The following is a 25,569-nucleotide window of genomic DNA, read 5'->3' as shown; positions in this document are numbered from 1 at the left end:
GCCTACGGAGAGTTACCCAAGAGGCCGAAGGGGACGGTTTGCTAAACCGTTAGTATGCGTAAGCGTAGCGAGGGTTCGAATCCCTCACTCTCCGCCAGTTTCTCATAAAGAATAAGGAATCAGCATGGCGGTGTAGCTCAGCTGGCTAGAGCGTTCGGTTCATACCCGAAAGGTCGGGGGTTCGATCCCCTCCGCCGCTACCAAAAACGTATTTAAGCGGTCGTGGTGGAATTGGCAGACACACCATCTTGAGGGGGTGGCGGGGCGACCCGTGCGAGTTCGAGTCTCGCCGACCGCACCATAAATATTGCATATGGCCCGTTGGTGAAGCGGTTTAACACAGCAGCCTTTCACGCTGTCATGCAGGGGTTCGAATCCCCTACGGGTCACCATAAATTGTTTGGAGTCCCCGCAAAGTACGCGGAATTACCTTCGAAGGCTTACGTCACTTTGTGGGGTGTTGCGGAGGCTTAGCTCAGCTGGGAGAGCATCTGCCTTACAAGCAGAGGGTCGGCGGTTCGATCCCGTCAGCCTCCACCATGTTTGCTGGGTCACTTTTTATCGTCGCGGGATGGAGCAGTCCGGTAGCTCGTCGGGCTCATAACCCGAAGGTCGCAGGTTCAAATCCTGCTCCCGCAACCAATTTATCTACTTGAACTACGTCGAATCGACATCTTAGATCAAGTAGAATGCTGGTACTCGAAGGGTGCAACCAATAATGGAGCTGTGGTGAAGTTGGAGTTCACGCCGGTCTGTCACACCGGAGGTCGCGGGTTCGAGTCCCGTCAGCTCCGCCATTTCAAGGTAGCGTTCCCGTTCTTGTTAAATACATAAAAATGGTTCGGTAGCTCAGTCGGTAGAGCAGAGGACTGAAAATCCTCGTGTCGGCGGTTCGATTCCGTCCCGAACCACCATTTTTTTTGAACATGATAGCAGCAATGCCGGTGTAGCTCAATTGGTAGAGCACCTGACTTGTAATCAGGGGGTTGTGGGTTCAAGTCCTATCGCCGGCACCATTTTTTTTGGGGCGTAGCCAAGCGGTAAGGCAACGGACTTTGACTCCGTCATGCCCTGGTTCGAATCCAGGCGCCCCAGCCACTTTTTATCTTCACGAGCCATTAGCTCAGTTGGTAGAGCATCTGACTTTTAATCAGAGGGTCGAAGGTTCGAGTCCTTCATGGCTCACCAGTTTTTAATCTTAGATCGTAATGCGATATATGAATACATGCGGGTGTGGCGGAATTGGCAGACGCACCAGATTTAGGTTCTGGCGGGCAACCGTGGGGGTTCAAGTCCCTTCACCCGCACCATACATAGAAGACCTTGAGAAATCAAGGTTTTTTTGTTTCCAATCTGTCTTTGCTCCCCTAGCATGACAAATGACACCCAGCGGCAACACGAGTTATGTGCGAAGTTGGATCAAGTGGTAGCACTAATTCCGCAGCAAATGAAACAAACGGCTCATCCAAAAAGAAAGAAACAGAGGCGACACGGAGAGATCAAACGATGCACCTGTTAGTTCACCAATGACTGCACAACCCTTAATTGCGCAGACAACGAATACAACTCTCTCTACTCCAACTGATAATAAGCCATTAAAGCTCTCGGCAACAGTTTTTTGAAGTAGTAGACGGCGATACAATTAAGGTACAGTTGAATGATAAAGAGGAAACGATCCGCTTTCTTTTGGTCGATGCTCCAGATACCAAACATCCTAAATATGGTGAGCAGCCATTAGGAAAGGAAGCAAGTAACTTCGTCAAGGAACTTTTGGCCGGTAAAACAGTGGAACTTGAACAGGACGTCAATAACGGCCCAGATAAATACGGCCGTCTGCTATACTACGTGTACATAGATGGTAAGTCAGTTCAAGAGATGCTTCTTGAAAAGGGACTTGCACGAGTAGAAAATGTATACGAGCCGAACGTGAAATACGTGGACAGGTACCAGGAAATTCAAAAGAAGGCTCAGAAAGCCGGTATCGGCATCTGGTCGATCGAGAACTACGCCCAAGTACCATCCCAAACTGGTAAAGAAAAACGGACCAGGCCCGCAAGTTACCGATTCGCAGCTGCAAAAGCCCGAATCAAAAACCGATCCGAAGTCCGAGCCGAATCCAGAACCTAAACCAAAACCACAAAATAGTGTGTATTACAAAAATTGCAAAGAAGCGAGAGCCGCAGGTGCGGCACCGCTTTATCGTGGCGATCCTGGTTATCGCCCTGGTTTAGATCGTGACAACGATGGGATAGCTTGTGAGTAAAAAGAGGCCCTTCTCGTTTGAGAGGGGCTGATTCGTCGAGATACGAGGGTTCCCCGAGCCTTATTTGTTAAAAGGAAAAAAAGCCCTGAAAAATCAAGGCTTTTGCCGTGGAAACGGTGAGACACGCTTGAGACAAATTCACAATGGGCAAACCTATACAATCATGCAGGATTGTTTCCAAAGTGAAGTGGTACGGGTTTGGAAGGAATAATTGTCGATATGGCAGCTTTATAAAGAAGGCTTTGCTTTGACTGTATCTGTAACGTTACCGTGTATGGGTCGGTGGCAATAATGAACCCTTTCATGTGAACGCCGTTCTTTGTAATCAGAGCAACCGGAACCTGATGTGAGATTACATAATCCAAAAACATCTCTTGTACCGCTAATTTTTTCAATGTAGTCATCCCTTTCTCTCTATCGTCGGATTCAGTTACATTCTACCATAAGCATCAGGGAGATAAACCTGTCGACGAGAAAGGAATATGGCTTTTGCATTACGATCATTGACAGAATTACGCAAATGTTTTAATATTGCGTTAAAACAACGAACGACAAAAAAACATATGGGAGGAGATTTATGCGATTCAGTATTGAGGATCCCAAAAGAGCTGCTTTGCTTGTCATTGATATGGAGAACGACTTTGTAAGGCCGGGAGCTCCCATGTTTGTTCCGATGGCGTACGACATGCTACCCAATATAAAAAGGCTGTTGGATGCCTGCAGGGAAAAGGAAATGACCATCATCTACACAGCGCATGTCCACGGGAAGGATCGCGGAGACATGGGGTTGATGGCTGATTTTTGGGCACCGATCGGCAGCCAAACCGCTTTGGTTGACGGAACAGAAGGGGTGGAAATCTATCAGGAGATCGCCCCCAAAGAAGGGGAGTTGTTGATTAAAAAACATCGCTACAGCGCGTTTTACAACACTGACTTGGAGACGCAGCTGAGAAACAGGGGAATCGATACGCTGATCATTACCGGAACGGTCACCAATATGTGTTGCGAGTCGACGGCGAGAGACGCCCAATTCCGGGATTATAAAGTGATTTTTGTCTCGGATGCAAACGGCACCATGGATCACCCTGATTTGGGGGCCGGATCGATGAGTGCTGAAGAGGTGCAAAAGGCTGTTCTCACCAGCTTGTCTTTCTGTATTGCCGAGATCGCTTCCACCGAGGAAGTCATCAAAAAGCTGAGGTAAGCGAATGCGGTACAATCATAACCCACATTCTCCCGAAGCCCTGTCTTCGCCTGGTTGGCAGCGAAGGCGGGTTTTTTTCATTTTCCCTGAAAGCTAATGGGGCCAGATCGTGATCACGGTAGACAGGATAAGCAGGGCTATCATTCCGACCACGATGCCGATAATTAACGCTCCGCTAATCCTTCTGCTTTTCGTCTGCATGTGTCTATACCTCCGTTTTTTTATAGTTAGTATGTCCGGAATGAGTCACTAATATTTTTAAAAGGAAAAGATTGGTCCGGAGCGACTTTTTGCCATTTTGTCAATTTCGTGGTATTATGTAACACGATAGAATGAATACTTGTATGAGGAATTCCCTTTCCGTATCGCCCTGAATGACCCCATGTATCGACTGGAAATTAAATACCACGTGCCCTTAGCTCAGCTGGATAGAGCGTTTGACTACGAATCAAAAGGTCGGGAGTTCGAATCTCTCAGGGCACGCCATTTGTGATATAGAGTAGGAAGGAAAACCTGCTCTTTTTTGCTAATTAGACCTGGAAAATTCCCATACGAATATTTACGCTTCTTCCAAAAACGGAATGTTGCTAGTCTACGGACAAGGAGTTGTGAGTATGAGTGTTATGAAGCTGGATCAACCGCATCAAGCCATTGAAAACCTGATACAAAATATTGAAAAAGTACTGATTGGAAAAAGAAAAGTAATTGAACTGAGTATTGTGGCCTTATTGGCAAAAGGGCATGTGCTTCTGGAAGACGTCCCGGGCGTGGGCAAGACCATGTTGGTTCGCTCGCTTGCCCGCTCAATCGGCGGGGATTTTAAACGGCTGCAGTTTACGCCGGATTTGCTTCCGACGGATGTCACAGGGGTATCGATATACAATCAGAGGTCGATGGAGTTTGAGTTCCGCCCGGGTCCGATTTTCGCGAATGTCATTTTGGCAGACGAGATCAACCGGACGTCGCCCAAAACGCAGTCAGCTTTACTGGAGGCGATGGAGGAGCATTCGGTCACGGTTGATGGTGTGACCCACCGGCTTTCGGAACCGTTTTTTGTCATGGCGACCCAAAATCCTTTGGAATACGAAGGCACTTTTCCCCTGCCGGAAGCGCAATTGGACAGGTTTCTTTTGCAGCTTCAATTGGGGTATCCCACGGAAAACGAGGAAATGCAAATACTCACCCGCTTCATCGGGCAACAGCCAATCGACAAAGTAGAGCCGGTTTTGACGGTGGAAGAAGTGAGAGCCCTTCAACGGGAAGTGGACTCGATCAAAGTCAGCGAGGGAGTCAAGGAGTACATTGTCCGCCTCTGCCACAAGACGCGCAGCCACCCGAGCGTATATCTGGGGGTTAGTCCGCGGGGGGCATTGGCGCTCTGCCGGGCCTCGCAGGCATTGGCATTTTTGCGGGGGAGAGACTTTGTCATCCCCGATGACGTGAAGGAACTGGTACCGGTTACGTTCCGCCACCGGATTATCTTGAAACCCGAGGCGCGGCTGGAAGGGGCAACGGTTGACCGCTTGCTTTCCGGGGTACTGCAGGAGACACGTGTCCCGATCGGTTGAGAGGACGGTGAGCGGGAACGTGAGACAACGAAAATACGGTAAATACAAGATTGCCCTGCTGGTGCTGATCACCTATGTTTTTGCCAAGTTTCAGGGCGGCTTTGCCAGCTGGTTTCTCTTTTACAGCAGCCTGACCTTCGCCAGCTACGAGGCGCTTACCTACCTGCTGATGTTTGCGACGCTGGAGGTGGAGCGGGAAATCGAGGCGAGCCGGCTCCGCGATGGGGAGGATGTAGTCGTCACGCTGCGGCTAAGGCGAAAGATCTGGTTTCCGCTGGGCTGGTACTTGCTCGTGGAGCCGCTGCCGGATAAATTGGCCGGGTACTACGAGCCGCATCGGGAGCTTCTCTTCCCCGGTTTTCGCCGCGAGATGGAGGTCCGGTACGTGATCCCGTCACTGCCGCGGGGACATTACGTCCTGCAGGAGTGCGTGGTTAGCGCAGGGGATTTTTTTGGATTCATCCAACGGTCCAAGGCATTTCCCATCACGAACGATTTTCTGGTGTACCCGTCTTATCGGAAAATTACCCACTGGGCGACAGGAGACGGACGAATCAGCGGCGTTGTTCCCGTCCCCCATCGCCGCTCGGACGACATCGCCGCCGTGCGCGGAGTGCGGGATTACCAGTGGGGTGACAGGTTGAGCCAGATTCACTGGCGGGCATCGGCACGCGGCCTGGGTCTGAAGACGAAGGAGTTCGAGCACCAGGCAATGAACCAGGTCGTCTTCTTCTTCGACGTCAACAAGCTTGCCTATGCCGGGCAGGACCCGCAGCTGTTTGAGCTGGCGGTAAAACTGGCGGCGAGCCTTGTCTACTACTGCAGCAGGCGACCTTTTCCCTTTGGCTTTATCTATCATGCTCAGCAGCGCGTTGCGATCCCAACCGGGGGCACACAGGCGCATTTTTTCCGCGTGTTTGACCAGTTGGCACATGTCATGCCGGATGGAGATGAGCCGTTTTCACAGGTGATTGGGCGGGAAGCGCTGGAAATTCCCTTGGGCATGACGCTCGCTGTCATTACTCCGTCGCTTGAGCAGCGAGTGGTCGCCCAACTGATGGAACTGTCCCGCTCCGGGCGAAATGTGCACCTCTTTTTGGTCCATGCCAAGCCCTTAAGCGGGGAAGAGCAGCGGGTTTTGCATATGTTGACGGCGGCAAAGGTGGTCTGCCGTCCACTCCACCTGAGCGAATTTGCCGAGCTAAAACGGATCGGAGGTGTTTAAGGTGAAGACGTGGAGATCAACGAAGGCAATGGAATGGCTTGCCGCTCTATTCCTGTTCCTTTTGATCAGGGAATGGCTGCTGCCGCTGGCTGCCTTGACTGATACGGCTGACCTGAGTCCGTTTTATCTGGTAACCGCGGGCGTTCTGCTCCTCGATCTCTTGCTCAAACGCCGCGTCCTGGCTGCCGTATTGAAGCTGGCAGGAGTGATCTGGCTCGTTCATGCATCGTTTTTTCAAGACAGCATCCTGCATCTGCAGTGGATCAAACAGACCTACATCCACCTCAAACAGGACATCCCGCTTGCGCTGGGACAAAACTGGCTGGAAATGTCGCTCGTTTCGCGAAATCTGCTGTTTGATCTCTTGCTGGCGGCTCTCGCATCGCTGTTGTTTTACCTGGTGGTGGAGCAGCGTCAGGGGTTGTGGTTTGTCTTTTTGACAGAGGTGTACCTGGCAACCTTGGATACGTTTGTTCCGTACGAAGCAAGCGGCGGGATCATCCGTACCCTGATCTTCGGCTTCCTGCTGCTGGCCGTCAACCACCTGCTGGCGATGGAGCGGCTCACGACGGGCAGGGCCAAGAGCCGTTTTGCCCTCTGGAAATCCCTGTTTGTTCCCATGGTCATTATCCTGTTTTCTGTAGGGGTTGCTTACGCCGCTCCGAAACATGCGCCGAGCTGGCCTGACCCGGTTGCCTTTCTGCAAGGGAAGCAGAGCGCGGGGGGAAGTACAGCGGTCATGAAAAAAGTGGGTTACGACGATGACGACGAGAATCTCGGCGGCCCGTTTGCCCAGGATGACAGAATGGTGTTTCGCGCGATCGTGGGCGACAAGTTTTACTGGCGCGGCGATTCAAAAGATATCTACACCGGAAAAGGCTGGGAAAAATCCGACGTTGTCTACGAGGCCATCGCAGAACCGCGCACCCACAAATGGGAAGAAGAGATGTTTAAAGGGCTGGACACGGAGAAGGTGACAGCGTCGCTCAACTTTTCCGAGCTGGAGAAGCTGCCGTTGATTTTTTATCCGGGACAATTGCGCCAGATCTTGGCGTACACGCCGTCAAACGCGGCTATCGTGTACGATCGCAAAAGCAATCATTTGGAGACGATCAGGGGAGAGGACCTGCTGAGAGGCTCGAGGCTTGCAGACCCGAAGCGGAGAGCGAGCGGCACACAGGAACTGCATGTCTCCCCGGTCAACCTGGTCAGCTATAAGCTCGTTGCCGAGGCTCCTGTGATCAGTGTGAAAAAATTGACAGAAGCCGGCACCAATTACAGCGAAGAGATTCGCCGCTCCTATTTGCAATTGCCGAATGAATTGCCGGCCCGCGTGAAGGAACTGGCAGAAACGATCACAAAGGATGCGAAAACTCCTTACGATAAGGTGCGGGCGATTGAATCGTACCTGCGTACGGGCGGGCGGTTTCGCTACGAGACGAAAGACGTGCCGACTCCGGGACCGGATCAAGATTTTGTCGACCAGTTTTTGTTTGAGAGCCACCGCGGTTACTGCGATCACTTCTCTACGGCGATGACGGTCATGCTTCGCTCCGTTGGTGTTCCGGCCCGCTGGGTCAAAGGATTTGCTCCCGGGACCGAGATAGGAGAAACAGAGGACCATCAAAAGATCATCGAGGTGCGCAGCAAAGATGCGCACTCCTGGGTAGAAGTCTACTTTCCCCAGTACGGCTGGATTCCTTTCGAGGCGACGACCTCTTTCGTCTCGCCCGTCCGGGTCAATTATGATCTGCCGATCGAGACACAGCCCGATTCTGTGCTGCCGGTGGCCCAACAGGACAAACCGAAAGATCAAAAAGACAGGACACGCAATGAACGGGAAGGCGACAAGGAGTCGGGGTCCGCGGGAATCCACCTTTCCAAAGGGATGTTGGCTGCTGCAGGGGGGATCATCGCAGCCGTGCTGCTGGCAGCATGGATCAGCCGCCGCTATCTGCTGATCTGGTGGCTGAAGCGGCAGATGTCAGCATATCAAGAAGATCATTTCCATAAAAAATATGAAAAATTGCTGTACATGTGCGAGCGCATCCTGTTCCCCCGCAAACCGGCGGAAACGCTGCGGGAGTACGTGCAGCGTCTGAGTCTTTCAGGCGATAAACGCCAGGATCTGCTGTACCTGACGAAGCTGTACGAAAAAGTTTGCTACGGGTACAAGGAGATCGGGGCAAAGGCTCGGGAAACGGCCAATAAAATCGTTGAGCGTTTGGCTTCCCAATTGAAGCCTTGAATATTTTGGAGCGGTCTGCTAGAATGTGCTTCATTAGTACCAGAAGAACTGGGACTCCTCCTTTCGGTTAACCGCAAAGGAGGATGACCCGTTTTTTTTGGTTGATCAGGCGGCCGCTTGTACGGATGCTTGGTGCAGGACCAAGTTTTCTGAGAGGTGAGGAGGATACTTATGGACAAACCAATGGAAATGGTAGTCGTACTCGATTTTGGGGGCCAGTACAACCAACTGATTGCCCGGCGGGTACGCGATTTGGGAGTGTACAGCGAATTGCTGCCTTACAATACGCCGATTGACAAGATCAAAGCTCTGCAGCCGAAGGGAATTATTTTCTCGGGCGGGCCGGCGAGCGTGTACGAAGCAGGCGCCCCTACGATTGATCCGGCTATCTACGAGTTGGGAATTCCGGTTCTCGGTATCTGCTACGGCATGCAGCTGACCGCCCATCTGCTGAAAGGAAAAGTGGAACGGGCAGGTGTGCGGGAGTACGGAAAAGGGGAGCTCAAGCTTCAGCGGAGGCACGAGCTGTACGATAAGTGGGAGGACAACGAAATCGTGTGGATGAGCCATTCGGACAAGGTCGTCGAATTGCCCGAAGGCTTTGAGATTGACGCTACCAGTCCCGCTTGTCCGATAGCGGCCATGAGCAATCCGGCAAAAAAGGTGTACGGGGTTCAGTTTCATCCGGAGGTGCGCCATACCGTAAAAGGGAACGAATTTATCGGCAACTTCCTGTTTAACATTTGCGGCTGCACGGGCGATTGGAGCATGTCCAACTTTATCGACGACGAGGTGGCGCGGATTCGCGATCAAGTGGGCGATAAAAAGGTTCTCTGCGCATTGAGCGGCGGGGTCGACTCGTCAGTGGTTGCCGCGTTGATTCACCGGGCGATCGGCGATCAGCTTACCTGTATGTTCGTCGACCACGGATTGCTGCGCAAGGGCGAGGCCGAAGGTGTCATGGAGACCTTCGTCGGCAAATTTGACATGAAGGTGATCAAGATCGATGCCCGGCAGCGCTTTCTGGACAAGCTTCGCGGAGTGACCGATCCGGAACAAAAGCGCAAAATTATCGGGAACGAGTTTATCTACGTTTTCGATGAAGAAGCGGCAAAATTGAAGGATATGGACTTCCTGGCGCAGGGGACGCTGTACACCGATATTATCGAAAGCGGTACGGCCACCGCACACACGATCAAGTCCCACCACAATGTGGGCGGACTGCCTGAAGATATGAAGTTCAAGCTGATCGAACCGCTCAAGACCCTGTTTAAAGACGAGGTGCGCAAGCTGGGCACCGAACTGGGGCTGCCGGATGAGATCGTCTGGCGTCAGCCGTTCCCGGGACCGGGGCTGGGCATTCGGGTGCTGGGTGAAGTGACGGAAGAAAAATTGACGATTGTTCGTGAATCAGATGAGATTTTGCGCGAGGAGATCGCCAAAGCGGGGTTGGACCGCGAAATCTGGCAGTACTTTACGGCTCTCCCGGATATGAAAAGCGTCGGGGTAATGGGCGACGTGCGAACCTATTCTTATACGGTGGGCATTCGCGCAGTCACCTCAATCGACGGCATGACCGCCGACTGGGCGCGGATTCCGTGGGACGTACTGGAGAGAATCTCCACCCGGATTACGAACGAGGTAGAGAACGTCAATCGGGTCGTCTACGACGTGACCTCCAAACCGCCTGCGACGATCGAGTGGGAATAAGCTGGTGATCAAGATAAAAACGGATATTTTTCTGTTTTATGCAGAAGAATGTTCGTTTTTTTATTGACAGCCTGTTTCGTTTCTTGCTACACTTCTCATGTCAACGGAAGGCAGTCTTCTTTTTTGGACTTATGATTCCGATGTAACTTTATGGAAAGACTAGTTGCAAGAACAAGAGGAGGAAAAGTCAGTGCGAAAGTATTTTGAGTTCGACAGGCTGGGAACCAATTACCGCCGCGAAATCATCGCCGGCATCACCACGTTTCTGGCAATGGCCTACGTCTTGGCGGTCAATCCGTTCATTTTGAGCGGGGCGGATTTGGGAGCAGACCTGAAAGCCAACTACCCGCCGTTTGGCGCCATTTTTACGGCGACGGCCCTGGCCGCGGCGATTGGTACGCTGATCATGGGGATTTTCGGCCGGCTGCCCATCGGGTTGGCTCCGGGAATGGGTTTAAACGCGTTTTTTACCTACACGGTTGTTCTGACCATGAACATTCCCTGGCAGCAAGCCCTCGCAGGTGTCTTTATCTCTTGTACGATCTTCCTGATTCTGTCGCTTACCGGTATTCGTGAAGCGATCATCAACTCCATTCCACCCGGGCTCAAGTACGCCACTTCAGCGGGTATCGGCTTTTTTGTCGCGTTTCTCGGCTTGAAAAATGCGGGAATCGTGATTGCCAACGAAGCGACAATCGTCTCCCTGGGTCATTTGAGCTTCCACTCGGGGATGAGCCCGGAAGACATTTTGGCTGCAAAGAATGCACTTTTGGCCGCGTTTGGACTGGTCGTCACCGGTATCTTGATGTCCCGCCGGATCAATGCCGCCATCTTCATCGGCATGGCGATTACCGCCGTCGTCGGGATGGTATTTGGACTTGTGGACCTGCCGGAAAAAGTGTTCGATGCGCCGCCAAGCCTGGCGCCCACATTTGGAGCCGCATTCTCTTACATGACCGACCCGTCCGTACTGTTCAGCGGCAATATGCTGATCGTCATCTTTACCTTTCTGTTTGTCGGTTTCTTTGACGCCACGGGAACGCTGATTGGCGTAGCCAGCCAGGCCGGTCTGCTGAAGGACGGCAGGCTGCCGCGGGCAGGACAGGCATTGGCGTCCGACGCGGTCGCCGGGATGGCCGGTGCGGTGCTCGGCACCTCTACGACTACTGCGTACGTCGAGTCTACGGCAGGGGTTGCGGCAGGCGGACGAAGCGGATTCGCCGCGATCGTGACAGCGGCGTGTTTCCTTGTTGCCTTGTTCATTTCTCCCCTTTTGACTGTGGTGACTCCGGCTGTTACCGCACCCGCATTGATCATCGTCGGAGTGTTGATGGCCTCCAATATGACCAAGATCGCCTGGAATGAGATCGAAGAAGCGCTGCCGGCATTTTTGACGGTGGTCATGATGCCGCTGACATTCAGCATCTCGGCGGGGATCGCCTGCGGGTTTATCGTCTACCCGATCACCAAGCTGTTCAAAGGGCAGGCGCGGCAGATTCACCCGATCATGTACCTTCTATTCGTGATTTTCCTTGTCTACTTCATCTGGCTGCACGAATGAGTACTGATAAGAGCAAGATGCGAAAGCCAACCTTGATTGCGAGGTTGGCTTTTTCTTATGGACGGCATTGCAAAAGGGTAAAGGAAAAAAAGCGAAGCTCAGCCCTCGCATGTGTTAAAATTCAGATAAATCCATCAACTTATGGCCGAGGGTAACCATGAAGCTGGAATACATCAAAAACAGTGTAACGAAAACGTACCTTCTGATCTTTTCTGTCGTGATCATCATTCCGATCGGCTTGATCTAAGCCATGACGATGGGTTATACGGAAGCCGTCATGGAAAAGGAGATCACGGAGAAGAAATTGGTCAACCTGGACGCATTGATCAAGCGGCTGGAAGCGGATATGACCAGCGTCATCCTTCAGTTGGAGATGATCGCCAAACAGGAGGACGACAGCAGCGTCGATGTCGGCTCCATGTTCGCGCGGGCCAAGCAGACGATTGCCAGGACGCCCTTGATCCAGTCTGTCACCTTCATCGACAAGGATAAAAAGCTGGTGTTTGAAGCTCCGTTTGATCCCGATTTGCCAGTCGCCACTTACGAGTATCCGGATTTTGAGAAAGTGAAATGGAGTCTGAACTACCACGTTTCCGACATGATCTTCAACTTTCGGGATTACCGCGCCGTGACGGTAGCCGTCCCTGTAACCACGCAGCAGTACACGTTCCAAGGGATTGTCATCGCGGAGATCAGCCAGCAGTACCTGTCCGATCCTTTGGAAACGGTTACACTGTCGCATGGCGGCTTCAGCTATATTTTTGACCGCAAAGGCAAGGTCCTGGCTTCGACCAATCCTGCTGACATCGGCAAGGATTACTCGGCACAGCCTATCTTTTCTCTGCTGTCCCTGGATCGGTTCGGGCTGGTCAGGGATACGTTTCAAGGGGAGGAAAGCATCATCGCCTACCAGCCGACGCGAATGGGATGGGGGCTGATTCTGGGAATCCCGGAAGAGGTTGCCTTTGTACCGCTCTACCGTCTTGCGATGATCTTGCGCATCGGCTTTCTGGGGATTCTGCTGCTGTCGCTGTTTTTCATTGGAATGGGGATGAGGCAGATTCTCTACCCGATCACCAAACTGACGCAGATATCCCGCCCTACGCGATCCTCACTGTGAACATGACAAATCACATTACATATGTAAACCAGAAGCTGGTTGAGCTGACGGGGCTGCCCGCGGACGCGCTCATCGGCCAAATCTCGACGGGAATTGACCATGAAATCAAGAATCTGCTGGCGATCTTATCCGGGGCATCGAAGCTTTTGGTGGAGGAGTTGGATGAACCGGAGGCCAGGCGAGACCCGCAGGCGATCCGGGAATTGGCAGACGACATACACAGGGTGGTTCGCCGCATGAACGGTACCGTGAACGATTTTTTGTCCTTCGCCAAGATGAAGGATCCTGCCGAGGAACCTGTTGAAACAGACAGCATTCTGCGGGAGGTGATTCATTTGCTGCGGTTCAAATGAAATGAAGCGAAAGTGCAGGTCACCATGAACGTGCTAACCCGCCAAACTTCGCTGCTCGGCAATAAAGACACGTTGATCCAGGCTTTTTTGAATCTGATCCTCAACATCATCGAAGCGATGCCCTCCGGCGGTCTCCTGGAGATAAGCGTAAAAGAGGAGGTGAAGACAGGCGAAGAAAAATGGCTGGTCGTCGCATTTAAGGATAACGGGATGGGTATTCCCGAGCAGAATGTGGATTAGATTTTTAATCCATTTTTTACCACAAAAGAAAAAGGCTCGGGATACGGGCTCACCATTGCAAGAGACATCATTACCGAGCATGGGGGAACGATTGAGATTGAGATTGAGAGCAGGGTAGGCGAAGGAACAAGCATCTGCTGCAAATTTCCACGATAGCCTTGCATAAGAAAGGATGTGCATGCGGCGAAAACGGGCGGAAATCAGCTCCGGGCAGCCAGCCTGCTGGGAATCTCCCGGCATGCGCTCATCTACAAGCTGAAGCGGTGGAAGGCGAGCGGGAGTGAAAGACAAGGATGAAGCCAAAAAGAGCAGTCGGCGTCTTCGCGTTAATCCTCTTGCTGGCGTGCGGACACATACGGCGCGGTCGTGATGAAAAGGCAAGGTTCTTTGACCTTGCCTTCGCTATTTGGTCAGGACTATCATCCGCAGCAGGAGGTCGACATGTGGAATCGGGCAGCCGGTTTTTCCCTGCACATGCGGCACCATCGATTCCTTTGATAAAAACCGAATATTAACTGTTTGATTCATTAAAAACGTTCGGCAAATTCCTTGACAGGCCTTCTCGCTGCTTGGTACACTGAATTTGATTCGCAGGTATTTGCGCAAAACACCTGCCTGCGGCAATCCACGAATTGCAAAAGGGGCGAGGGCAGCATGGAGAATGCCTTGGTAGGCGTGATTATGGGTAGCACCTCTGACTGGGAAACAATGAAAGAAGCTTGTGATATACTGGAAGAGTTGGCGATTCCGTACGAAAAGCGGGTGGTGTCGGCACACCGCACGCCTGATTTGATGTTTCAGTACGCAGAGACAGCGAAACAGCGGGGCGTAGAGGTCATTATTGCCGGAGCCGGCGGCGCGGCGCATTTGCCGGGGATGGTGGCAGCGAAAACCGAACTGCCGGTGATCGGGGTTCCGGTAAAGTCGTCTGCCTTAAGCGGGCTTGATTCGCTGCTTTCGATCGTCCAGATGCCGGGCGGAGTGCCTGTGGCCACCGTTGCGATCGGCAGGGCCGGAGCGATCAATGCCGGTTTGCTGGCGGCGCAGATCCTGGGCATTAAGTATCCCGATATCCAAGAGCGCTTTGCTTCGCGCCGCGAGGCCGTTCGCCAAAAAGTATTGGAGGATAGTCAACTGCCGTGAGTAAACATTGTGCAAACAAACATGCTGATCGTATCGTAAAGCCTGGCAAGACGATCGGGCTGTTGGGCGGAGGGCAGCTGGGCAGGATGATCGCACTCGCCGGCCGGGCGATGGGCTATCGCTTTGTGACGCTGGATCCGACGCCGGATTCGCCCGGCGGACAAGTATCTGACCGGCAGATCGTCGCCGCCTTTGACGACATCAGGGGAGCGGAGCAGCTGGCGCAGGCGTGTGATTTGATAACCTACGAATTTGAAAATGTGGATGCGGCGGTGGCGGAGGTACTGGAATCGACGTCATTTGTTCCACAGGGAAGCCGCCTGCTGTCCATCACGCAAAACCGCATCACGGAGAAAAGCACGATCCAGTCGCTGGGGATTCCGGTCGCCCCGTTTCGGGTCATCGCGTCGCAGGAAGAGCTGCAGGAAGCAGCAGTCGAGCTCGGCCTTCCTTGTGTGATGAAGACGGCCACGGGCGGCTACGATGGCAAGGGACAGCGGGTGCTGCGGGACGAGAGCGAACTGGCAGGGGCGTTTGCGGCCCTGTCTCAACCAGGCGTTCAGTTGATCGTGGAAAAATACATTCCGTTTGTCAAAGAACTGTCTGTAATCGCGGCTCGCAGCGCTTCCGGAGAATGGAGCACCTTTCCGGTCGCAGAAAATATTCATCGGGAGAATATCCTGCACATGTCGATCGTCCCGGCGCGAATATCTCCGCAAGTAACCCGGCGAGCAGAGCAGATTGCCGGAGAGATCGCGGAGAAACTGGATGTCGTCGGCCTGATTGCCGTGGAGATGTTTTTGACCGCCGACGATCAGCTGTATGTAAATGAATTGGCGCCCCGTCCGCACAACTCCGGCCACTACAGCATGGACGCGTGCGTGACCTCCCAATTTGAGCAGCACCTTCGGGCAGTCTGCAATCTTCCGCTCGGCTCGGTCAAACTGCTTTCACCCGTGGTGATGGTAAACTTGTTGGGCGACGATGTGGAGAAAGTAGCGGAGAAGCTGGAACAACTGCCTCCCGCGTGCAAATTGCACCTGTATGGAAAGCATGAAAGCAAGCCCAAGCGGAAAATGGGGCATATCAACGTACTGGCAGATACTGTAGAGGACGCCTTGAGCATAATCGACGAACTGGGCATCTGGGAAAAAATGGAGGGATAGCGATGATTGAACGATATACGCGGCCGGAAATGGCAGCGATCTGGACCGAAGACAACAAGTTTCGCGCCTGGCTTGAGGTGGAGATTCTCGCTTGCGAAGCGTGGTCAAAGCTTGGAGTCATCCCTGCGGAGGACGTGCGGAAGCTGCGGGAGAATGCGGGTTTTGACATCCAGCGGATCTATCAAATCGAAGAGGAGACCCGCCACGATGTCGTCGCCTTCACCAGGGCGGTATCGGAGACGCTGGGCGAGGAGAAGAAGTGGGTGCACTACGGCTTGACCTCGACGGATGTCGTCGATACGGCGCTCTCCTACCTGCTGCGGCAGGCCAACCAGATTTTAGAGCAGGATCTGGAGCGGCTGATCGCCGTATTGGCTGAGAAGGCCCGCGAATACAAAGACACCGTGATGATGGGGCGGACCCACGGCGTACACGCCGAACCGACCACGTTTGGCCTGAAAATGGCTCTATGGCATGAAGAGATGAAGCGCAATCTGGAGCGTTTTCGCAATGCTGCCCGCGAGGTGGCTGTCGGAAAAATCTCCGGTGCAGTCGGCACGTATGCGAACATCGATCCGTTCGTGGAAGCGTACGTGTGCGAAAAGCTGGGACTGGCCCCCGCGCCCATCTCCACGCAGACGCTGCAGCGGGACCGGCATGCCCAGTACATGGCGACGCTGGCGCTGATCGCGACTTCCCTGGACAAGTTTGCAACAGAGATCCGCGCCCTGCAAAAGAGCGAGTTGCGCGAAGTGGAGGAGCCGTTTGCCAAGGGACAAAAAGGTTCGTCGGCCATGCCGCACAAGCGCAATCCGATCGGCTGCGAGAACATCTCCGGCCTGTCAAGGGTGATCCGCGGCCATATGCTGTCCGCTTACGAGAACGTACCGCTCTGGCATGAGCGGGACATTTCCCATTCCTCCGTCGAGCGCGTCATCTTGCCGGACGCGACGCAGCTGCTTAACTACATGCTGAACCGCTTTACCAATATCGTGAAAAACCTGACCGTCTTCCCGGAAAACATGAAGCGGAATATGGACCGGACTTTCGGGTTGATCTACTCGCAGCAGGTTTTGCTGAAGCTGATCGACAAGGGGCTGTCCCGCGAGCAGGCGTACGATACGGTTCAGCCGCGGGCGATGCAGGCTTGGGAAGAACAGCGCTCGTTTCGGGGGATCATCGGTTCGGATGAAACCGTCAAGTCGCTGCTCACGCCACAGGAGCTGGACGACTGCTTCGATTACCGCTACCACCTGAAATACGTGGACACGATATTTAAACGGCTCGGATTGCTGTAAGATCATACAAAGTGCACTTCGCTTGGCACAAAATCAAGCGGTGTGCGCTTTTTTGCATCCCCGTTGTCGTAAAAAAGGAGCGCCGGAAAAGCGCCCAAAGGTTTTGCTTATGAAACGGTTTGTCTGATCGCCAAGGCGCTGAATGAGACAGGTCCCACGACATCTGCTCTCGTGCCTGCAGCGGCATTTTCGGCAGTGAGGCGGTATACATGTGTTCCTGCTGCCAGGTTGAAATCAATCGCCTGGAAAGTAATGACGTAATTCTGCTCGGAACCTGCCGATTCCACCCCTTGCCGCGTTCTGAAGATTTCTCTCCCGTCGCGGAAGATGCGGAGGACGATCTGCGCGATGCCGGTAACTCCTCGTACGCCAACCGTCGCAATCAATTCCACCTTGTTTCTCCGGGCAGAAGTCGGGATCGTCACGCGCAGGGTGGCCAGTCGAACCCTCCTAGGTGTTCGGGGAATAACGAATGCAGTCGCTCTGTTAAATCTGCGGCGAGGTTCTACCGCTCTGTAATCAAGAACTCGTGCACGCATGGTCTCACCTCCCTTCGTTCAATACAGCAATGTATGAAAATCCGGCAAAGATGCGTGGACAAAACGCCGGAGGTTGGCGAAAAATAGACAATCTCAAGCGTACAAATCCATAGCATCCGTCATTTCAGCCAGGGAAGGGGAAATGGGAAGGGGGTAAATCCGAACATTTGTCGAATGAATAAATGATTTTATTCGTTGATAAACACGTATGTTTATGTTTAAATTAGATTGTAATGTTCGTTAATAACTTTGATATCGAATCGTTTGCCTGAAGAAAGGGGACTCCGTTGTGGAAAAACGGGAACAACTCTATGAAGGAAAGGCGAAAAGGGTTTTTCGGACTTCCGAACCAGATGTCTATTGGGTGGAGTACAAAGACGACGCGACCGCCTTTAACGGTGAAAAAAAAGGACAGATTGCGGGCAAGGGCGAGTTGAACAACCGGATCAGCTCGATCTTCTTTACGATGCTGAAGGAACGTGGGATCGACAATCACTTCATCCGGACGCTGTCGGCAACGGAACAGTTGGTTCGTCAGGTGCGGATTATCCCGATTGAAGTGGTTGTGCGCAACATTGCCGCCGGCTCGCTTGCCAAACGGCTCGGCTTTGCCGAAGGAACGGCACTCAAACAGCCTGTGGTGGAGTTTTACTATAAAAATGACGAGTTGGGCGATCCGCTGATCAACTACTCCCACGCCAGGGTTCTCGGGATTGCCGATGATGCCGACCTGACGGTGTTGGAGTCGATTGGCCTTAAGGTAAACGAGATTTTAAAAACGTATCTCGCCGAGCGAAATGTCATTCTGGTCGACTTCAAGCTGGAGTTTGGCACGACGTCTGACGGGAACATCCTGCTGGCTGACGAGATTTCGCCGGACACCTGCCGGTTTTGGGATATGGAGACAAAAGAGAAATTGGATAAAGACCGCTTTCGCCGCGATCTCGGCGGTGTGGAAGAAGCTTATCAAGAAATGCTGCGCCGTTTAGGAGGGGAAATGCATGTGTAAAGCCGTGGTTTATGTGACACTCCGAGAAAGTGTCCTCGATCCGCAAGGGCATGCCGTACAAGGATCGCTTCACACATTGGGATTTGACGAAGTAAAAGAGGTGCGGATCGGCAAGTACATGGAAGTGGTGCTCGATACAAGAGACCGCAAGCTGGCTGAAGAGCGGGTGCGACAGATGTGCGAAAAGCTTTTGGCCAACACCGTCATTGAAGATTATCGTTTTGAGATCGTGGAGGGCTGAGCGATGCGTGTAGCTGTCATTGTCTTTCCAGGCTCCAACGCCGATGTGGACATGTTCAATGCGGTAGAAGATATCATGGGGGTTTCTGTCGATTACGTCTGGCACAGCACTACCGACCTTTCCGCGTACGATGTCATCTTGCTGCCCGGCGGGTTTTCCTACGGCGATTACCTTCGTACCGGCGCCATCGCCCGGTTTTCTCCTGTGATGGAGCAGGTGGTCAAGGCGGCAGAAGCAGGCAAATTGGTCATGGGGGTGTGCAACGGTTTTCAGATTCTCCTGGAAGCGGGACTTCTCCCAGGCGCCATGCTGCGCAACGATTCGCTGAAATTCCGCTGCAAGCTCGTAAAGCTGCGGGTCGCGAGCAATGCCACGCCGTTTACGCGGGATTACGCGGCGGGCGAAGTGATAGAGATTCCGATCGCCCACGGGGAGGGAAACTACTTCTGTGACGAAGCAACCTTGGCCAGGCTGAAGGCGAACGGGCAAATCGTCTTTCGCTATGAAGGGGAAAACCCGAACGGATCGGTTGACGATATCGCCGGCATCGTGAATGAAGCAGGAAACGTCCTTGGCATGATGCCCCATCCGGAGCGGGCTGTACATGAATGGATGAGTTCAGATGACGGGAAACGCATTTTTACCTCAATTTTGACGACTTGGAGGGAAAGAAACAGTGCCACAACTCACGCATAAGGAACCGACGCCAGCACAGATCGCCGAGCAGCGCCTGTACGCCGACATGGGATTGACGGACGAGGAGTACAGCCGTGTCGTGGAATTGCTCGGGCGTCAGCCGAATTGGACGGAAACGGGGTTGTACAGCGTCATGTGGTCGGAGCACTGCTCCTATAAAAACTCCAAGCCCGTCCTGCGCCGTTTTCCGACCAAAGGACCGCGCGTCCTGCAGGGTCCGGGAGAAGGAGCGGGGATTGTAGACATCGGCGACAATCAAGCCGTCGTGTTTAAAATTGAGAGCCACAACCACCCGTCTGCGATTGAGCCTTACCAAGGAGCGGCGACCGGGGTGGGAGGTATTGTCCGCGACGTATTCTCGATGGGCGCGCGTCCGATCGCCCTGCTCAATTCTCTCCGCTTCGGCGAACTGGAGTCGCCGCGGGTCAAGTACCTGTTTGAAAACGTCGTTGCCGGAATCGGGGGCTACGGCAACTGCATCGGAATTCCGACGGTGGGCGGCGAAGTCCAGTTTGATCCAACCTATGAAGGAAATCCGCTGGTCAACGCCATGTGTGTCGGCCTGCTCGATCACGACCAAATTCAAAAAGGGGTCGCGAAAGGAATCGGCAACCCGGTCATCTACGCGGGAGCCAGCACGGGCCGCGACGGCATCCACGGGGCCACATTTGCCTCGGAGGAGCTGAACGAACAATCGGAGAAGAAGCGGCCGGCTGTCCAGGTAGGCGATCCGTTCATGGAAAAGCTGCTTCTGGAAGCGTGCCTTGAGCTGATCGAAACGGGAGCTGTCGTCGGCATCCAGGACATGGGAGCGGCGGGGCTCACTTCTTCCAGCGCCGAGATGGCATCCAAGGCAGGCAACGGCATCGAGCTCAACCTCGACCTCGTCCCGCAGCGGGAACAGGGGATGACGCCGTACGAGATGATGCTGTCCGAGTCCCAAGAGCGGATGCTGGTCGTCGTGGAAAAGGGCCGGGAGCAGGAAGTGAAGGCGATCTTCGACAAGTGGGGACTGTATTCGGCTGTCGTCGGCCGCGTTACCGATGACGGGATGCTGCGCTTGCTTCATCAGGGCGAAGTGGCAGCCAATGTGCCGGTGGACAGCCTGGCGGAAGATGCGCCGGTGTACCATAAACCATCATCTGTCCCAGCTTATTACAGAGAAAACGAATCGATCGATACGACTGACCTGCCGGTGCCGCAGGACCTGGGCGAAACGCTGAAACAAATCCTCGCTCAGCCGACGGTAGCCAGCAAGGCCTGGGTATATGAGCAGTACGATCACATCGTCCGCGCTTCTACATCGGTCAAGCCGGGATCGGACGCGGCCGTGGTGATGATCCGCGGCACCCGCAAAGCACTGGCGATGAGCACGGATTGCAATGGACGCTACGTCTATCTCGATCCGGAGACGGGCGGGGCGATCGCCGTCGCGGAGGCGGCGCGAAACGTCGTCTGTGCCGGTGCAGAGCCGCTGGCCGTGACGGATTGCCTCAACTTCGGCAGCCCGGATAAGCCGGAGGTGTTCTGGCAGTTTGAAAAAGCCGTCGATGGCATGAGCGCAGCTTGCCGGGCATTGAATACGCCGGTCATCGGGGGGAACGTCTCCTTTTACAACGAGCGGAGCGGTGACGCGATCTACCCTACTCCGGTCGTCGGGATGGTCGGCCTGATCACGGATGTCTCCCATATCACGACACAGCACTTCAAGCGGGAAGGCGATGTCATCCTGCTCCTCGGCGAGACCTACGCAGAGTTGGGCGGCAGCGAGTACCAGAAATTGGTGTTGGGCCGGATCGCAGGACGCCCGCCGAAGCTGGACCTGGAGAAAGAGGCGGCACTGCAGCAGATGGTCCTGGAGGCGATTCGCGCCGGATTGATCCAATCGGCTCACGATTTGTCGGAGGGCGGTCTGGCCGCAGGGCTTGCGGAGTGCTGCTTTGGAGCGGATCTGGGAGTCGAGATCGCGGTGGAGACCGAGCTGCGCCCTGATGTGGCGCTGTTCAGTGAATCGCAATCCCGCATCGTTGTCAGCACCAGCCCCGAACTCGCCGCAGAGGTCCTTGCTCTGGCGAAAAAATCCGGGGTTCCGGCGAAGCAGATTGGCAAGATTGGCGGTGAACGGTTCGTCCTCAAGGTCAATGCACGCGATGCTGTAGACGTGCCGCTGGCTGAGCTGAAAGCGGCTTGGAAGGATGCGATTCCATGCTTGATCGGATGATATGGGACAAATTGAACGAAGAGTGCGGCGTATTTGGGATATACGACCACGGCGAAGCGGCCCCGCTTACCTACCTGGGGCTGCACGCCCTGCAGCACCGTGGCCAGGAGAGCGCCGGGATGTGTTCCTCGGATGGGAAAAAATGGTATAAACACCGCGGCATGGGGCTGGTCAGCGAAGCGTTTGGCAAAGCGGATCTGGCCAAGTTTCGCGGCCATATCGCCATCGGACACACCCGTTACACGACGGCCGGTTCGAGCAAGATTGAGAACGCTCAACCGCTGTTTTTCCGCTACGCCCACGGCAGCATGGCGGTTGCGCACAACGGCAATCTGGTCAACGCGTCCGTCATTCGCAGGGATTTGGAAGAAAAAGGATCCATCTTCCAGACGACCAGCGATACGGAAGTGATCGCCCACTTGATCGCCCGTTCCAAGAGCAAGGACCTGCCTGGCGCGGTCAAAGAAGCGCTGCAGAGTATCAAAGGGGCATACGCCTTATTGGTGATGAACGAACGCCAACTGGTGATCGCGCTCGATCCCAACGGCTTGCGGCCGCTGTCGCTGGGCCGGTTGGGCGATGCGATCTGTGTCGCCTCGGAGACCTGTGCGTTTGACATTATCGGGGCCGAGTATTGGCGGGAAGTGGAACCGGGCGAATTAATCGTCATTGACGAGGCGGGCGTGACTTCCAGCAAGTTTACCGAGAAGGCGGAGCGCTCCATCTGCACGTTTGAGTACATCTATTTTGCGCGGCCGGACAGCGATATTGACGGCATCAACGTGCACATGGCCCGCAAGCGGCTGGGCAAGCAGCTGGCAGAAGAGGCGCCGGTATTGGCAGACGTCGTGACGGGTGTGCCTGACTCCAGCATTTCTGCGGCGATCGGCTTCGCGGAAGCGACGGGCATCCCGTACGAACTGGGATTGGTGAAAAACCGTTACGTCGGCCGTACGTTTATCCAGCCTACGCAGGAACTGCGCGAGCGGGGCGTCCATCTGAAGCTGTCCGCCGTTCGCAAAGTGGTGGAAGGCAAGCGTGTCGTCATGATCGACGATTCGATTGTCCGCGGCACGACGAGCGGGCGGATCGTGGGCATGCTCCGGGAAGCGGGAGCGGCGGAAGTACATGTCCGGATCAGTTCGCCGCCGGTGATGAATCCTTGTTTTTACGGGATTGATACCTCGACGCGCGAAGAGTTGATCGCAGCCACCAAGTCGGTGGAAGAAATCCGGCAATTGATCGGCGCCGATTCGCTTTCCTTCTTATCGGTTGAAGGAATGCTGGACGCGATCGGGCGCAGCGACAAGACGGCCAACCGCGGCCATTGTCTCGCCTGCTTCAACGGACAGTACCCGACGGAAATCCAGTTTGAGGGAGCACTTCCAGCGGAAAAGTGCTGAGAACAGCTAGGGAGGAAAAGTCATGAGCGACGCGTATAAACAGGCAGGAGTCGATATTTCCGCCGGCAACGAAGCAGTCGAGTTGATGAAAACCCATGTCAAACGCACACTCCGGCCGGAAGTGATGACCAACCTCGGCGGATTTGGTGCGCTGTTTCGCATGGATGCCAGCAAGTACGAGCGTCCCATCCTCGTGTCCGGGACGGACGGAGTGGGCACGAAACTGAAAATCGCCTTTGCGCTGGACCGCCACGATACGATTGGCGTTGACGCCGTAGCGATGTGCGTCAACGATGTGGTCGTCCAAGGGGCGGAGCCGCTGTTTTTTCTCGACTATCTCGCCTGTGACAAGGTGATCCCGGCCAAGATCGAAGCGATTGTAAAAGGCATCGCCGACGGCTGCGAGCAGGCAGGCTGCGCCTTGATCGGCGGTGAGACAGCGGAGATGCCGGGCATGTACAGTGAGGGCGAGTACGACATTGCCGGCTTTACGGTGGGGGTCGTGGACGAGAAAAACCTGATCGACGGCAGCCGTGTCCAGCCGGGCGATGTCCTGGTCGGCATCCGGGCAAGCGGCCTGCACAGCAACGGCTTCTCCCTGGTCCGCAAAGTGCTGTTGGCCGACCGCGCCATGTCGCTTCACGAGCATGTGGACGAATTGGGCAAGACGCTCGGCGAAGAGCTTTTGACGCCGACCAGAATCTACGTGAAGACGATCCTGGCGCTGCTGGCCAAATACGACGTGAAGGCGATCGCCCACATCACCGGGGGCGGATTTACGGAGAACATCCCGCGCGTCCTGCCGGCGGGCGTGCAAGCGGAAATCGAGTGCGGTTCGTGGCCGGTTCACCCGATCTTCGAACTTGTCAGGGAGCTTGGCGGCGTCTCCATGGCCGATATGTTCCGCACGTTCAACATGGGCATCGGCATGGTGCTGGCAGTGTCTGCCGATCAGGCGGGAGCGGTCATGCAGACACTGGCAGAACTGAATGAGGAAGCGTATCTGATCGGACGGGTTTCTGCGGGAGAGAGCGGCGTCGTCTACGGCGGGGTGGCTTGGTGATGCGGCTGGCCGTATTTGCCTCGGGAAGCGGCAGCAATTTTGAAGCGATCGTACAGGCGACGCGGGACGGGCGGCTGCCGGGGGCAGAGGTAGCGCTGCTCGTCTCGGACAAGCCGGAGGCCTATGCCGTTGAGCGGGCGGCCCGGCTCAATGTGCCGGTATTTTCGTTTCGCCCAAAAGAGTACCCCGATAAAGCGGCGTTTGAGACGGAGATCGTCGCCAGGCTGCAGGCAGCAGGCATCGAATTCGTCGTACTGGCCGGCTACATGCGGCTGGCCGGGGACGTGCTGCTTGGCGCTTACGAAGGGCGGATGATCAACCTGCACCCGTCACTCCTGCCGGCCTTTGCGGGAAAAGACGCGATTGGCCAGGCCCTTCGCTGCGGTGTTAAAGTGACTGGTGTCACCGTCCACTATGTCGATGCCGGCTTGGATACCGGCCCGATCATTGCCCAGGAGCCGATCGCGGTGGAGGAAGGGGATACGGCGGAAAGCCTCGCCGCTCGCATCCACGCGGTGGAGCATCGGCTGCTGATCGACGTCCTCAGGGAGTTGTCGGAGGGAAGGATTTTGCTGGACGGACGGTGCGTGAAACGGCTTTGAAAGTCAGTCATTTGGCGATTCCCGTTCCGGGCATGGAATGATTCCCGCTTAACCTTTTTGCCTACTGAAACATACCGTAAAACAGAGGCAAAAAGGGGAGGAGTTTCGTGATGAGCGACGACTTGACCAGCAATGTACTAAAGAAGCTGAGTAAAAAAACAGGCCGCGAATGGACCATGGAGGACGTTTTCCGCCTTGCCGAAAAGCTGACGGAATTGAGTGATGAGAGCCTCGATGCCGTGCTGGCTGAACTGGAAACGATGGGGCTGGATATACCAAAAGAGACAAAATCAAAAGTCAAACGGAAAATAAAAGCGGACCCGACTGTCCCAGTGGAAGAAATCAACAACATGGAGCGGCAGTTGGAGGAAGTGGCAAAAAAACTGTTCAAAAGAAGGCGCCGAAGACAAAAAAAACAGTCTGCAACAACAACGAAACGAGTAACTGCTGCCAAGCGGCAGAGAACATAAGAAAAGAACACTCTATGGATCTCTGGGCAGACAGCAACAGAATTTTGGGAACGCAGCGGATTGGCTCCCCGAGGGGCCGCTTGGCACAAGCACGCCAACAACTTCAATACCAGCAGATTTAGAGGGCGAAAGGAGTCTGTCATGATGAAAAGGCAGACTCCTTTTCTCAAGTATTTTTGTAAGCGATCTCACTAGCGTTGCATTAATCTTTTTTCATCATTCAAAA

22 protein-coding genes, 13 tRNA genes and 2 pseudogenes are annotated in these 25,569 nt (G+C 54.3%); 35 read left to right on the top strand and 2 right to left on the bottom strand.

The genetic code is table 11. The features are described from left to right. The first annotated feature begins 6 nt into the window (after positions 1-6). The 13 genes and pseudogenes from HGBM_RS14105 to HGBM_RS27460 all read left to right on the top strand — a co-directional run. A tRNA-Ser gene (locus HGBM_RS14105) sits at positions 7-97 on the top strand. A 29-nt stretch (positions 98-126) separates the two neighbouring features. Then, a tRNA-Met gene (locus HGBM_RS14100) sits at positions 127-203 on the top strand. Between the two features lie 13 nt (positions 204-216). Continuing rightward, a tRNA-Leu gene (locus HGBM_RS14095) sits at positions 217-301 on the top strand. 14 nt (positions 302-315) lie between these two features. Continuing rightward, positions 316-392, top strand: a tRNA-Glu gene (locus HGBM_RS14090). A 72-nt stretch (positions 393-464) separates the two neighbouring features. Continuing rightward, a tRNA-Val gene (locus HGBM_RS14085) sits at positions 465-540 on the top strand. 25 nt (positions 541-565) lie between these two features. Next, a tRNA-Met gene (locus HGBM_RS14080) sits at positions 566-642 on the top strand. 78 nt (positions 643-720) lie between these two features. Further along, positions 721-797 (top strand) — tRNA-Asp (locus HGBM_RS14075). Between the two features lie 41 nt (positions 798-838). Then, a tRNA-Phe gene (locus HGBM_RS14070) sits at positions 839-914 on the top strand. 26 nt (positions 915-940) lie between these two features. Next, a tRNA-Thr gene (locus HGBM_RS14065) sits at positions 941-1,016 on the top strand. 7 nt (positions 1,017-1,023) lie between these two features. Next, positions 1,024-1,098 (top strand) — tRNA-Gln (locus HGBM_RS14060). A gap of 14 nt (positions 1,099-1,112) precedes the next feature. Further along, positions 1,113-1,188 (top strand) — tRNA-Lys (locus tag HGBM_RS14055). A gap of 39 nt (positions 1,189-1,227) precedes the next feature. Continuing rightward, positions 1,228-1,310, top strand: a tRNA-Leu gene (locus HGBM_RS14050). Positions 1,311-1,623: 313 nt separating this feature from the next. Next, positions 1,624-2,263 (top strand): annotated as a pseudogene (locus HGBM_RS27460) (thermonuclease family protein); the annotation flags it as partial. Positions 2,264-2,424: 161 nt separating this feature from the next. Here HGBM_RS27460 and HGBM_RS14040 read toward each other — a convergent pair. Next, entirely contained in the window at positions 2,425-2,667 is a 243-nt protein-coding gene (locus HGBM_RS14040; RefSeq protein WP_019121746.1) for an RNA chaperone Hfq, read from the bottom strand. Positions 2,668-2,840: 173 nt separating this feature from the next. Between HGBM_RS14040 and HGBM_RS14035 the strand changes: the two genes are divergently transcribed. The 14 genes and pseudogenes from HGBM_RS14035 to purB all read left to right on the top strand — a co-directional run bounded on the left by HGBM_RS14035 (position 2,841) and on the right by purB (position 17,099). Beyond that, entirely contained in the window at positions 2,841-3,467 is a 627-nt protein-coding gene (locus HGBM_RS14035; RefSeq protein WP_019121745.1) for an isochorismatase family protein, read from the top strand. A 409-nt stretch (positions 3,468-3,876) separates the two neighbouring features. After that, positions 3,877-3,953, top strand: a tRNA-Arg gene (locus HGBM_RS14025). A gap of 128 nt (positions 3,954-4,081) precedes the next feature. Continuing rightward, entirely contained in the window at positions 4,082-5,035 is a 954-nt protein-coding gene (locus HGBM_RS14020) for an AAA family ATPase (RefSeq protein WP_019121743.1), read from the top strand. Between the two features lie 19 nt (positions 5,036-5,054). Continuing rightward, entirely contained in the window at positions 5,055-6,260 is a 1,206-nt protein-coding gene (locus HGBM_RS14015) for a DUF58 domain-containing protein (protein ID WP_026074415.1), read from the top strand. A 1-nt stretch (position 6,261) separates the two neighbouring features. Beyond that, a complete protein-coding gene (locus HGBM_RS14010) occupies positions 6,262-8,508 on the top strand; it encodes a transglutaminase TgpA family protein (RefSeq protein ID WP_026074414.1) in 2,247 nt (748 codons plus the stop codon). Between the two features lie 171 nt (positions 8,509-8,679). After that, positions 8,680-10,218, top strand: a complete 1,539-nt coding sequence (gene guaA, locus HGBM_RS14005) for a glutamine-hydrolyzing GMP synthase (RefSeq protein WP_019121740.1) — start codon at positions 8,680-8,682, stop codon at positions 10,216-10,218. 190 nt (positions 10,219-10,408) lie between these two features. Next, complete coding sequence (locus tag HGBM_RS14000; RefSeq protein WP_019121739.1) at positions 10,409-11,779, top strand: NCS2 family permease; 1,371 nt, start codon at positions 10,409-10,411, stop codon at positions 11,777-11,779. 277 nt (positions 11,780-12,056) lie between these two features. Beyond that, a complete protein-coding gene (locus HGBM_RS13990) occupies positions 12,057-12,899 on the top strand; it encodes a cache domain-containing protein (RefSeq protein WP_019121737.1) in 843 nt (280 codons plus the stop codon). 2 nt (positions 12,900-12,901) lie between these two features. Next, positions 12,902-13,252 (top strand): histidine kinase dimerization/phospho-acceptor domain-containing protein, encoded by a 351-nt coding sequence (locus HGBM_RS13985; protein WP_187128426.1) that lies wholly within the window; start codon positions 12,902-12,904, stop codon positions 13,250-13,252. Positions 13,253-13,276: 24 nt separating this feature from the next. Next, positions 13,277-13,648, top strand: a pseudogene (locus tag HGBM_RS31705) (ATP-binding protein). 18 nt (positions 13,649-13,666) lie between these two features. Next, on the top strand, positions 13,667-13,789 hold the full coding sequence (locus HGBM_RS32505) for a helix-turn-helix domain-containing protein (protein ID WP_019121734.1): 123 nt from the start codon (positions 13,667-13,669) through the stop codon (positions 13,787-13,789). Positions 13,790-14,146: 357 nt separating this feature from the next. Further along, the gene (gene purE, locus HGBM_RS13965; RefSeq protein WP_019121732.1) at positions 14,147-14,635 is read left to right on the top strand and encodes a 5-(carboxyamino)imidazole ribonucleotide mutase; all 489 of its coding nucleotides are present in this window, start codon (positions 14,147-14,149) and stop codon (positions 14,633-14,635) included. After that, positions 14,632-15,801 carry a 5-(carboxyamino)imidazole ribonucleotide synthase gene (gene purK / locus HGBM_RS13960; RefSeq protein WP_019121731.1) on the top strand — a complete coding sequence of 390 codons (1,170 nt, stop codon included), beginning with the start codon at positions 14,632-14,634 and terminating at the stop codon, positions 15,799-15,801. The genes purE and purK overlap by 4 nt, the downstream gene beginning before the upstream one ends. Before the next feature lie 2 nt (positions 15,802-15,803). Continuing rightward, the gene (purB, locus tag HGBM_RS13955; RefSeq protein ID WP_019121730.1) at positions 15,804-17,099 is read left to right on the top strand and encodes an adenylosuccinate lyase; all 1,296 of its coding nucleotides are present in this window, start codon (positions 15,804-15,806) and stop codon (positions 17,097-17,099) included. 107 nt (positions 17,100-17,206) lie between these two features. Here purB and HGBM_RS13950 read toward each other — a convergent pair whose 3' ends face one another. Then, entirely contained in the window at positions 17,207-17,638 is a 432-nt protein-coding gene (locus HGBM_RS13950; protein WP_026074412.1) for a hypothetical protein, read from the bottom strand. A gap of 289 nt (positions 17,639-17,927) precedes the next feature. Between HGBM_RS13950 and purC the strand changes: the two genes are divergently transcribed. The 8 genes from purC (at position 17,928) to HGBM_RS13910 (ending at position 25,343) form a co-directional block, all read left to right on the top strand. After that, positions 17,928-18,647 carry a phosphoribosylaminoimidazolesuccinocarboxamide synthase gene (gene purC / locus HGBM_RS13945; RefSeq protein ID WP_019121728.1) on the top strand — a complete coding sequence of 240 codons (720 nt, stop codon included), beginning with the start codon at positions 17,928-17,930 and terminating at the stop codon, positions 18,645-18,647. Beyond that, positions 18,640-18,888, top strand: coding sequence for a phosphoribosylformylglycinamidine synthase subunit PurS (purS, locus tag HGBM_RS13940; protein ID WP_019121727.1), 249 nt, complete (start codon positions 18,640-18,642; stop codon positions 18,886-18,888). Before purC ends, purS begins: the two co-directional genes overlap by 8 nt. Before the next feature lie 3 nt (positions 18,889-18,891). Beyond that, positions 18,892-19,584, top strand: coding sequence for a phosphoribosylformylglycinamidine synthase subunit PurQ (purQ, locus tag HGBM_RS13935; RefSeq protein ID WP_019121726.1), 693 nt, complete (start codon positions 18,892-18,894; stop codon positions 19,582-19,584). Next, positions 19,565-21,805 (top strand): phosphoribosylformylglycinamidine synthase subunit PurL, encoded by a 2,241-nt coding sequence (gene purL, locus HGBM_RS13930; protein WP_019121725.1) that lies wholly within the window; start codon positions 19,565-19,567, stop codon positions 21,803-21,805. The genes purQ and purL overlap by 20 nt, the downstream gene beginning before the upstream one ends. After that, positions 21,790-23,208, top strand: coding sequence for an amidophosphoribosyltransferase (gene purF / locus HGBM_RS13925; protein WP_019121724.1), 1,419 nt, complete (start codon positions 21,790-21,792; stop codon positions 23,206-23,208). Before purL ends, purF begins: the two co-directional genes overlap by 16 nt. Positions 23,209-23,230: 22 nt before the next feature. Next, the gene (gene purM, locus HGBM_RS13920; protein WP_019121723.1) at positions 23,231-24,271 is read left to right on the top strand and encodes a phosphoribosylformylglycinamidine cyclo-ligase; all 1,041 of its coding nucleotides are present in this window, start codon (positions 23,231-23,233) and stop codon (positions 24,269-24,271) included. Continuing rightward, positions 24,271-24,873, top strand: coding sequence for a phosphoribosylglycinamide formyltransferase (gene purN / locus HGBM_RS13915; RefSeq protein ID WP_019121722.1), 603 nt, complete (start codon positions 24,271-24,273; stop codon positions 24,871-24,873). Before purM ends, purN begins: the two co-directional genes overlap by 1 nt. A 110-nt stretch (positions 24,874-24,983) precedes the next feature. Then, a complete protein-coding gene (locus HGBM_RS13910; protein WP_019121721.1) occupies positions 24,984-25,343 on the top strand; it encodes a hypothetical protein in 360 nt (119 codons plus the stop codon). Positions 25,344-25,569 lie beyond the last annotated feature (226 nt).

This window comes from Brevibacillus massiliensis, assembly GCF_000311785.1.
In the GTDB taxonomy this organism is placed as follows: Bacteria; Bacillota; Bacilli; order Brevibacillales; family Brevibacillaceae; genus Brevibacillus_C; species Brevibacillus_C massiliensis.
Note: the sequence above shows the minus strand (reverse complement) of the source record. Positions and strands in the feature narration are given on the sequence as shown.

Coding starts and splice junctions, on each gene's coding strand:
- HGBM_RS14040 (WP_019121746.1), bottom strand. CDS start 2,667: ATGACTACATTGAAAAAATTAGCGGTACAAGAGATGTTTTTGGATTAT.
- HGBM_RS14035 (WP_019121745.1), top strand. CDS start 2,841: ATGCGATTCAGTATTGAGGATCCCAAAAGAGCTGCTTTGCTTGTCATT.
- HGBM_RS14020 (WP_019121743.1), top strand. CDS start 4,082: ATGAGTGTTATGAAGCTGGATCAACCGCATCAAGCCATTGAAAACCTG.
- guaA (WP_019121740.1), top strand. CDS start 8,680: ATGGACAAACCAATGGAAATGGTAGTCGTACTCGATTTTGGGGGCCAG.
- HGBM_RS13990 (WP_019121737.1), top strand. CDS start 12,057: ATGGAAAAGGAGATCACGGAGAAGAAATTGGTCAACCTGGACGCATTG.
- HGBM_RS13985 (WP_187128426.1), top strand. CDS start 12,902: ATGACAAATCACATTACATATGTAAACCAGAAGCTGGTTGAGCTGACG.
- purE (WP_019121732.1), top strand. CDS start 14,147: ATGGAGAATGCCTTGGTAGGCGTGATTATGGGTAGCACCTCTGACTGG.
- purB (WP_019121730.1), top strand. CDS start 15,804: ATGATTGAACGATATACGCGGCCGGAAATGGCAGCGATCTGGACCGAA.
- HGBM_RS13950 (WP_026074412.1), bottom strand. CDS start 17,638: ATGCGTGCACGAGTTCTTGATTACAGAGCGGTAGAACCTCGCCGCAGA.
- purS (WP_019121727.1), top strand. CDS start 18,640: ATGTGTAAAGCCGTGGTTTATGTGACACTCCGAGAAAGTGTCCTCGAT.
- purQ (WP_019121726.1), top strand. CDS start 18,892: ATGCGTGTAGCTGTCATTGTCTTTCCAGGCTCCAACGCCGATGTGGAC.
- purF (WP_019121724.1), top strand. CDS start 21,790: ATGCTTGATCGGATGATATGGGACAAATTGAACGAAGAGTGCGGCGTA.
- purM (WP_019121723.1), top strand. CDS start 23,231: ATGAGCGACGCGTATAAACAGGCAGGAGTCGATATTTCCGCCGGCAAC.
- purN (WP_019121722.1), top strand. CDS start 24,271: ATGCGGCTGGCCGTATTTGCCTCGGGAAGCGGCAGCAATTTTGAAGCG.
- HGBM_RS13910 (WP_019121721.1), top strand. CDS start 24,984: ATGAGCGACGACTTGACCAGCAATGTACTAAAGAAGCTGAGTAAAAAA.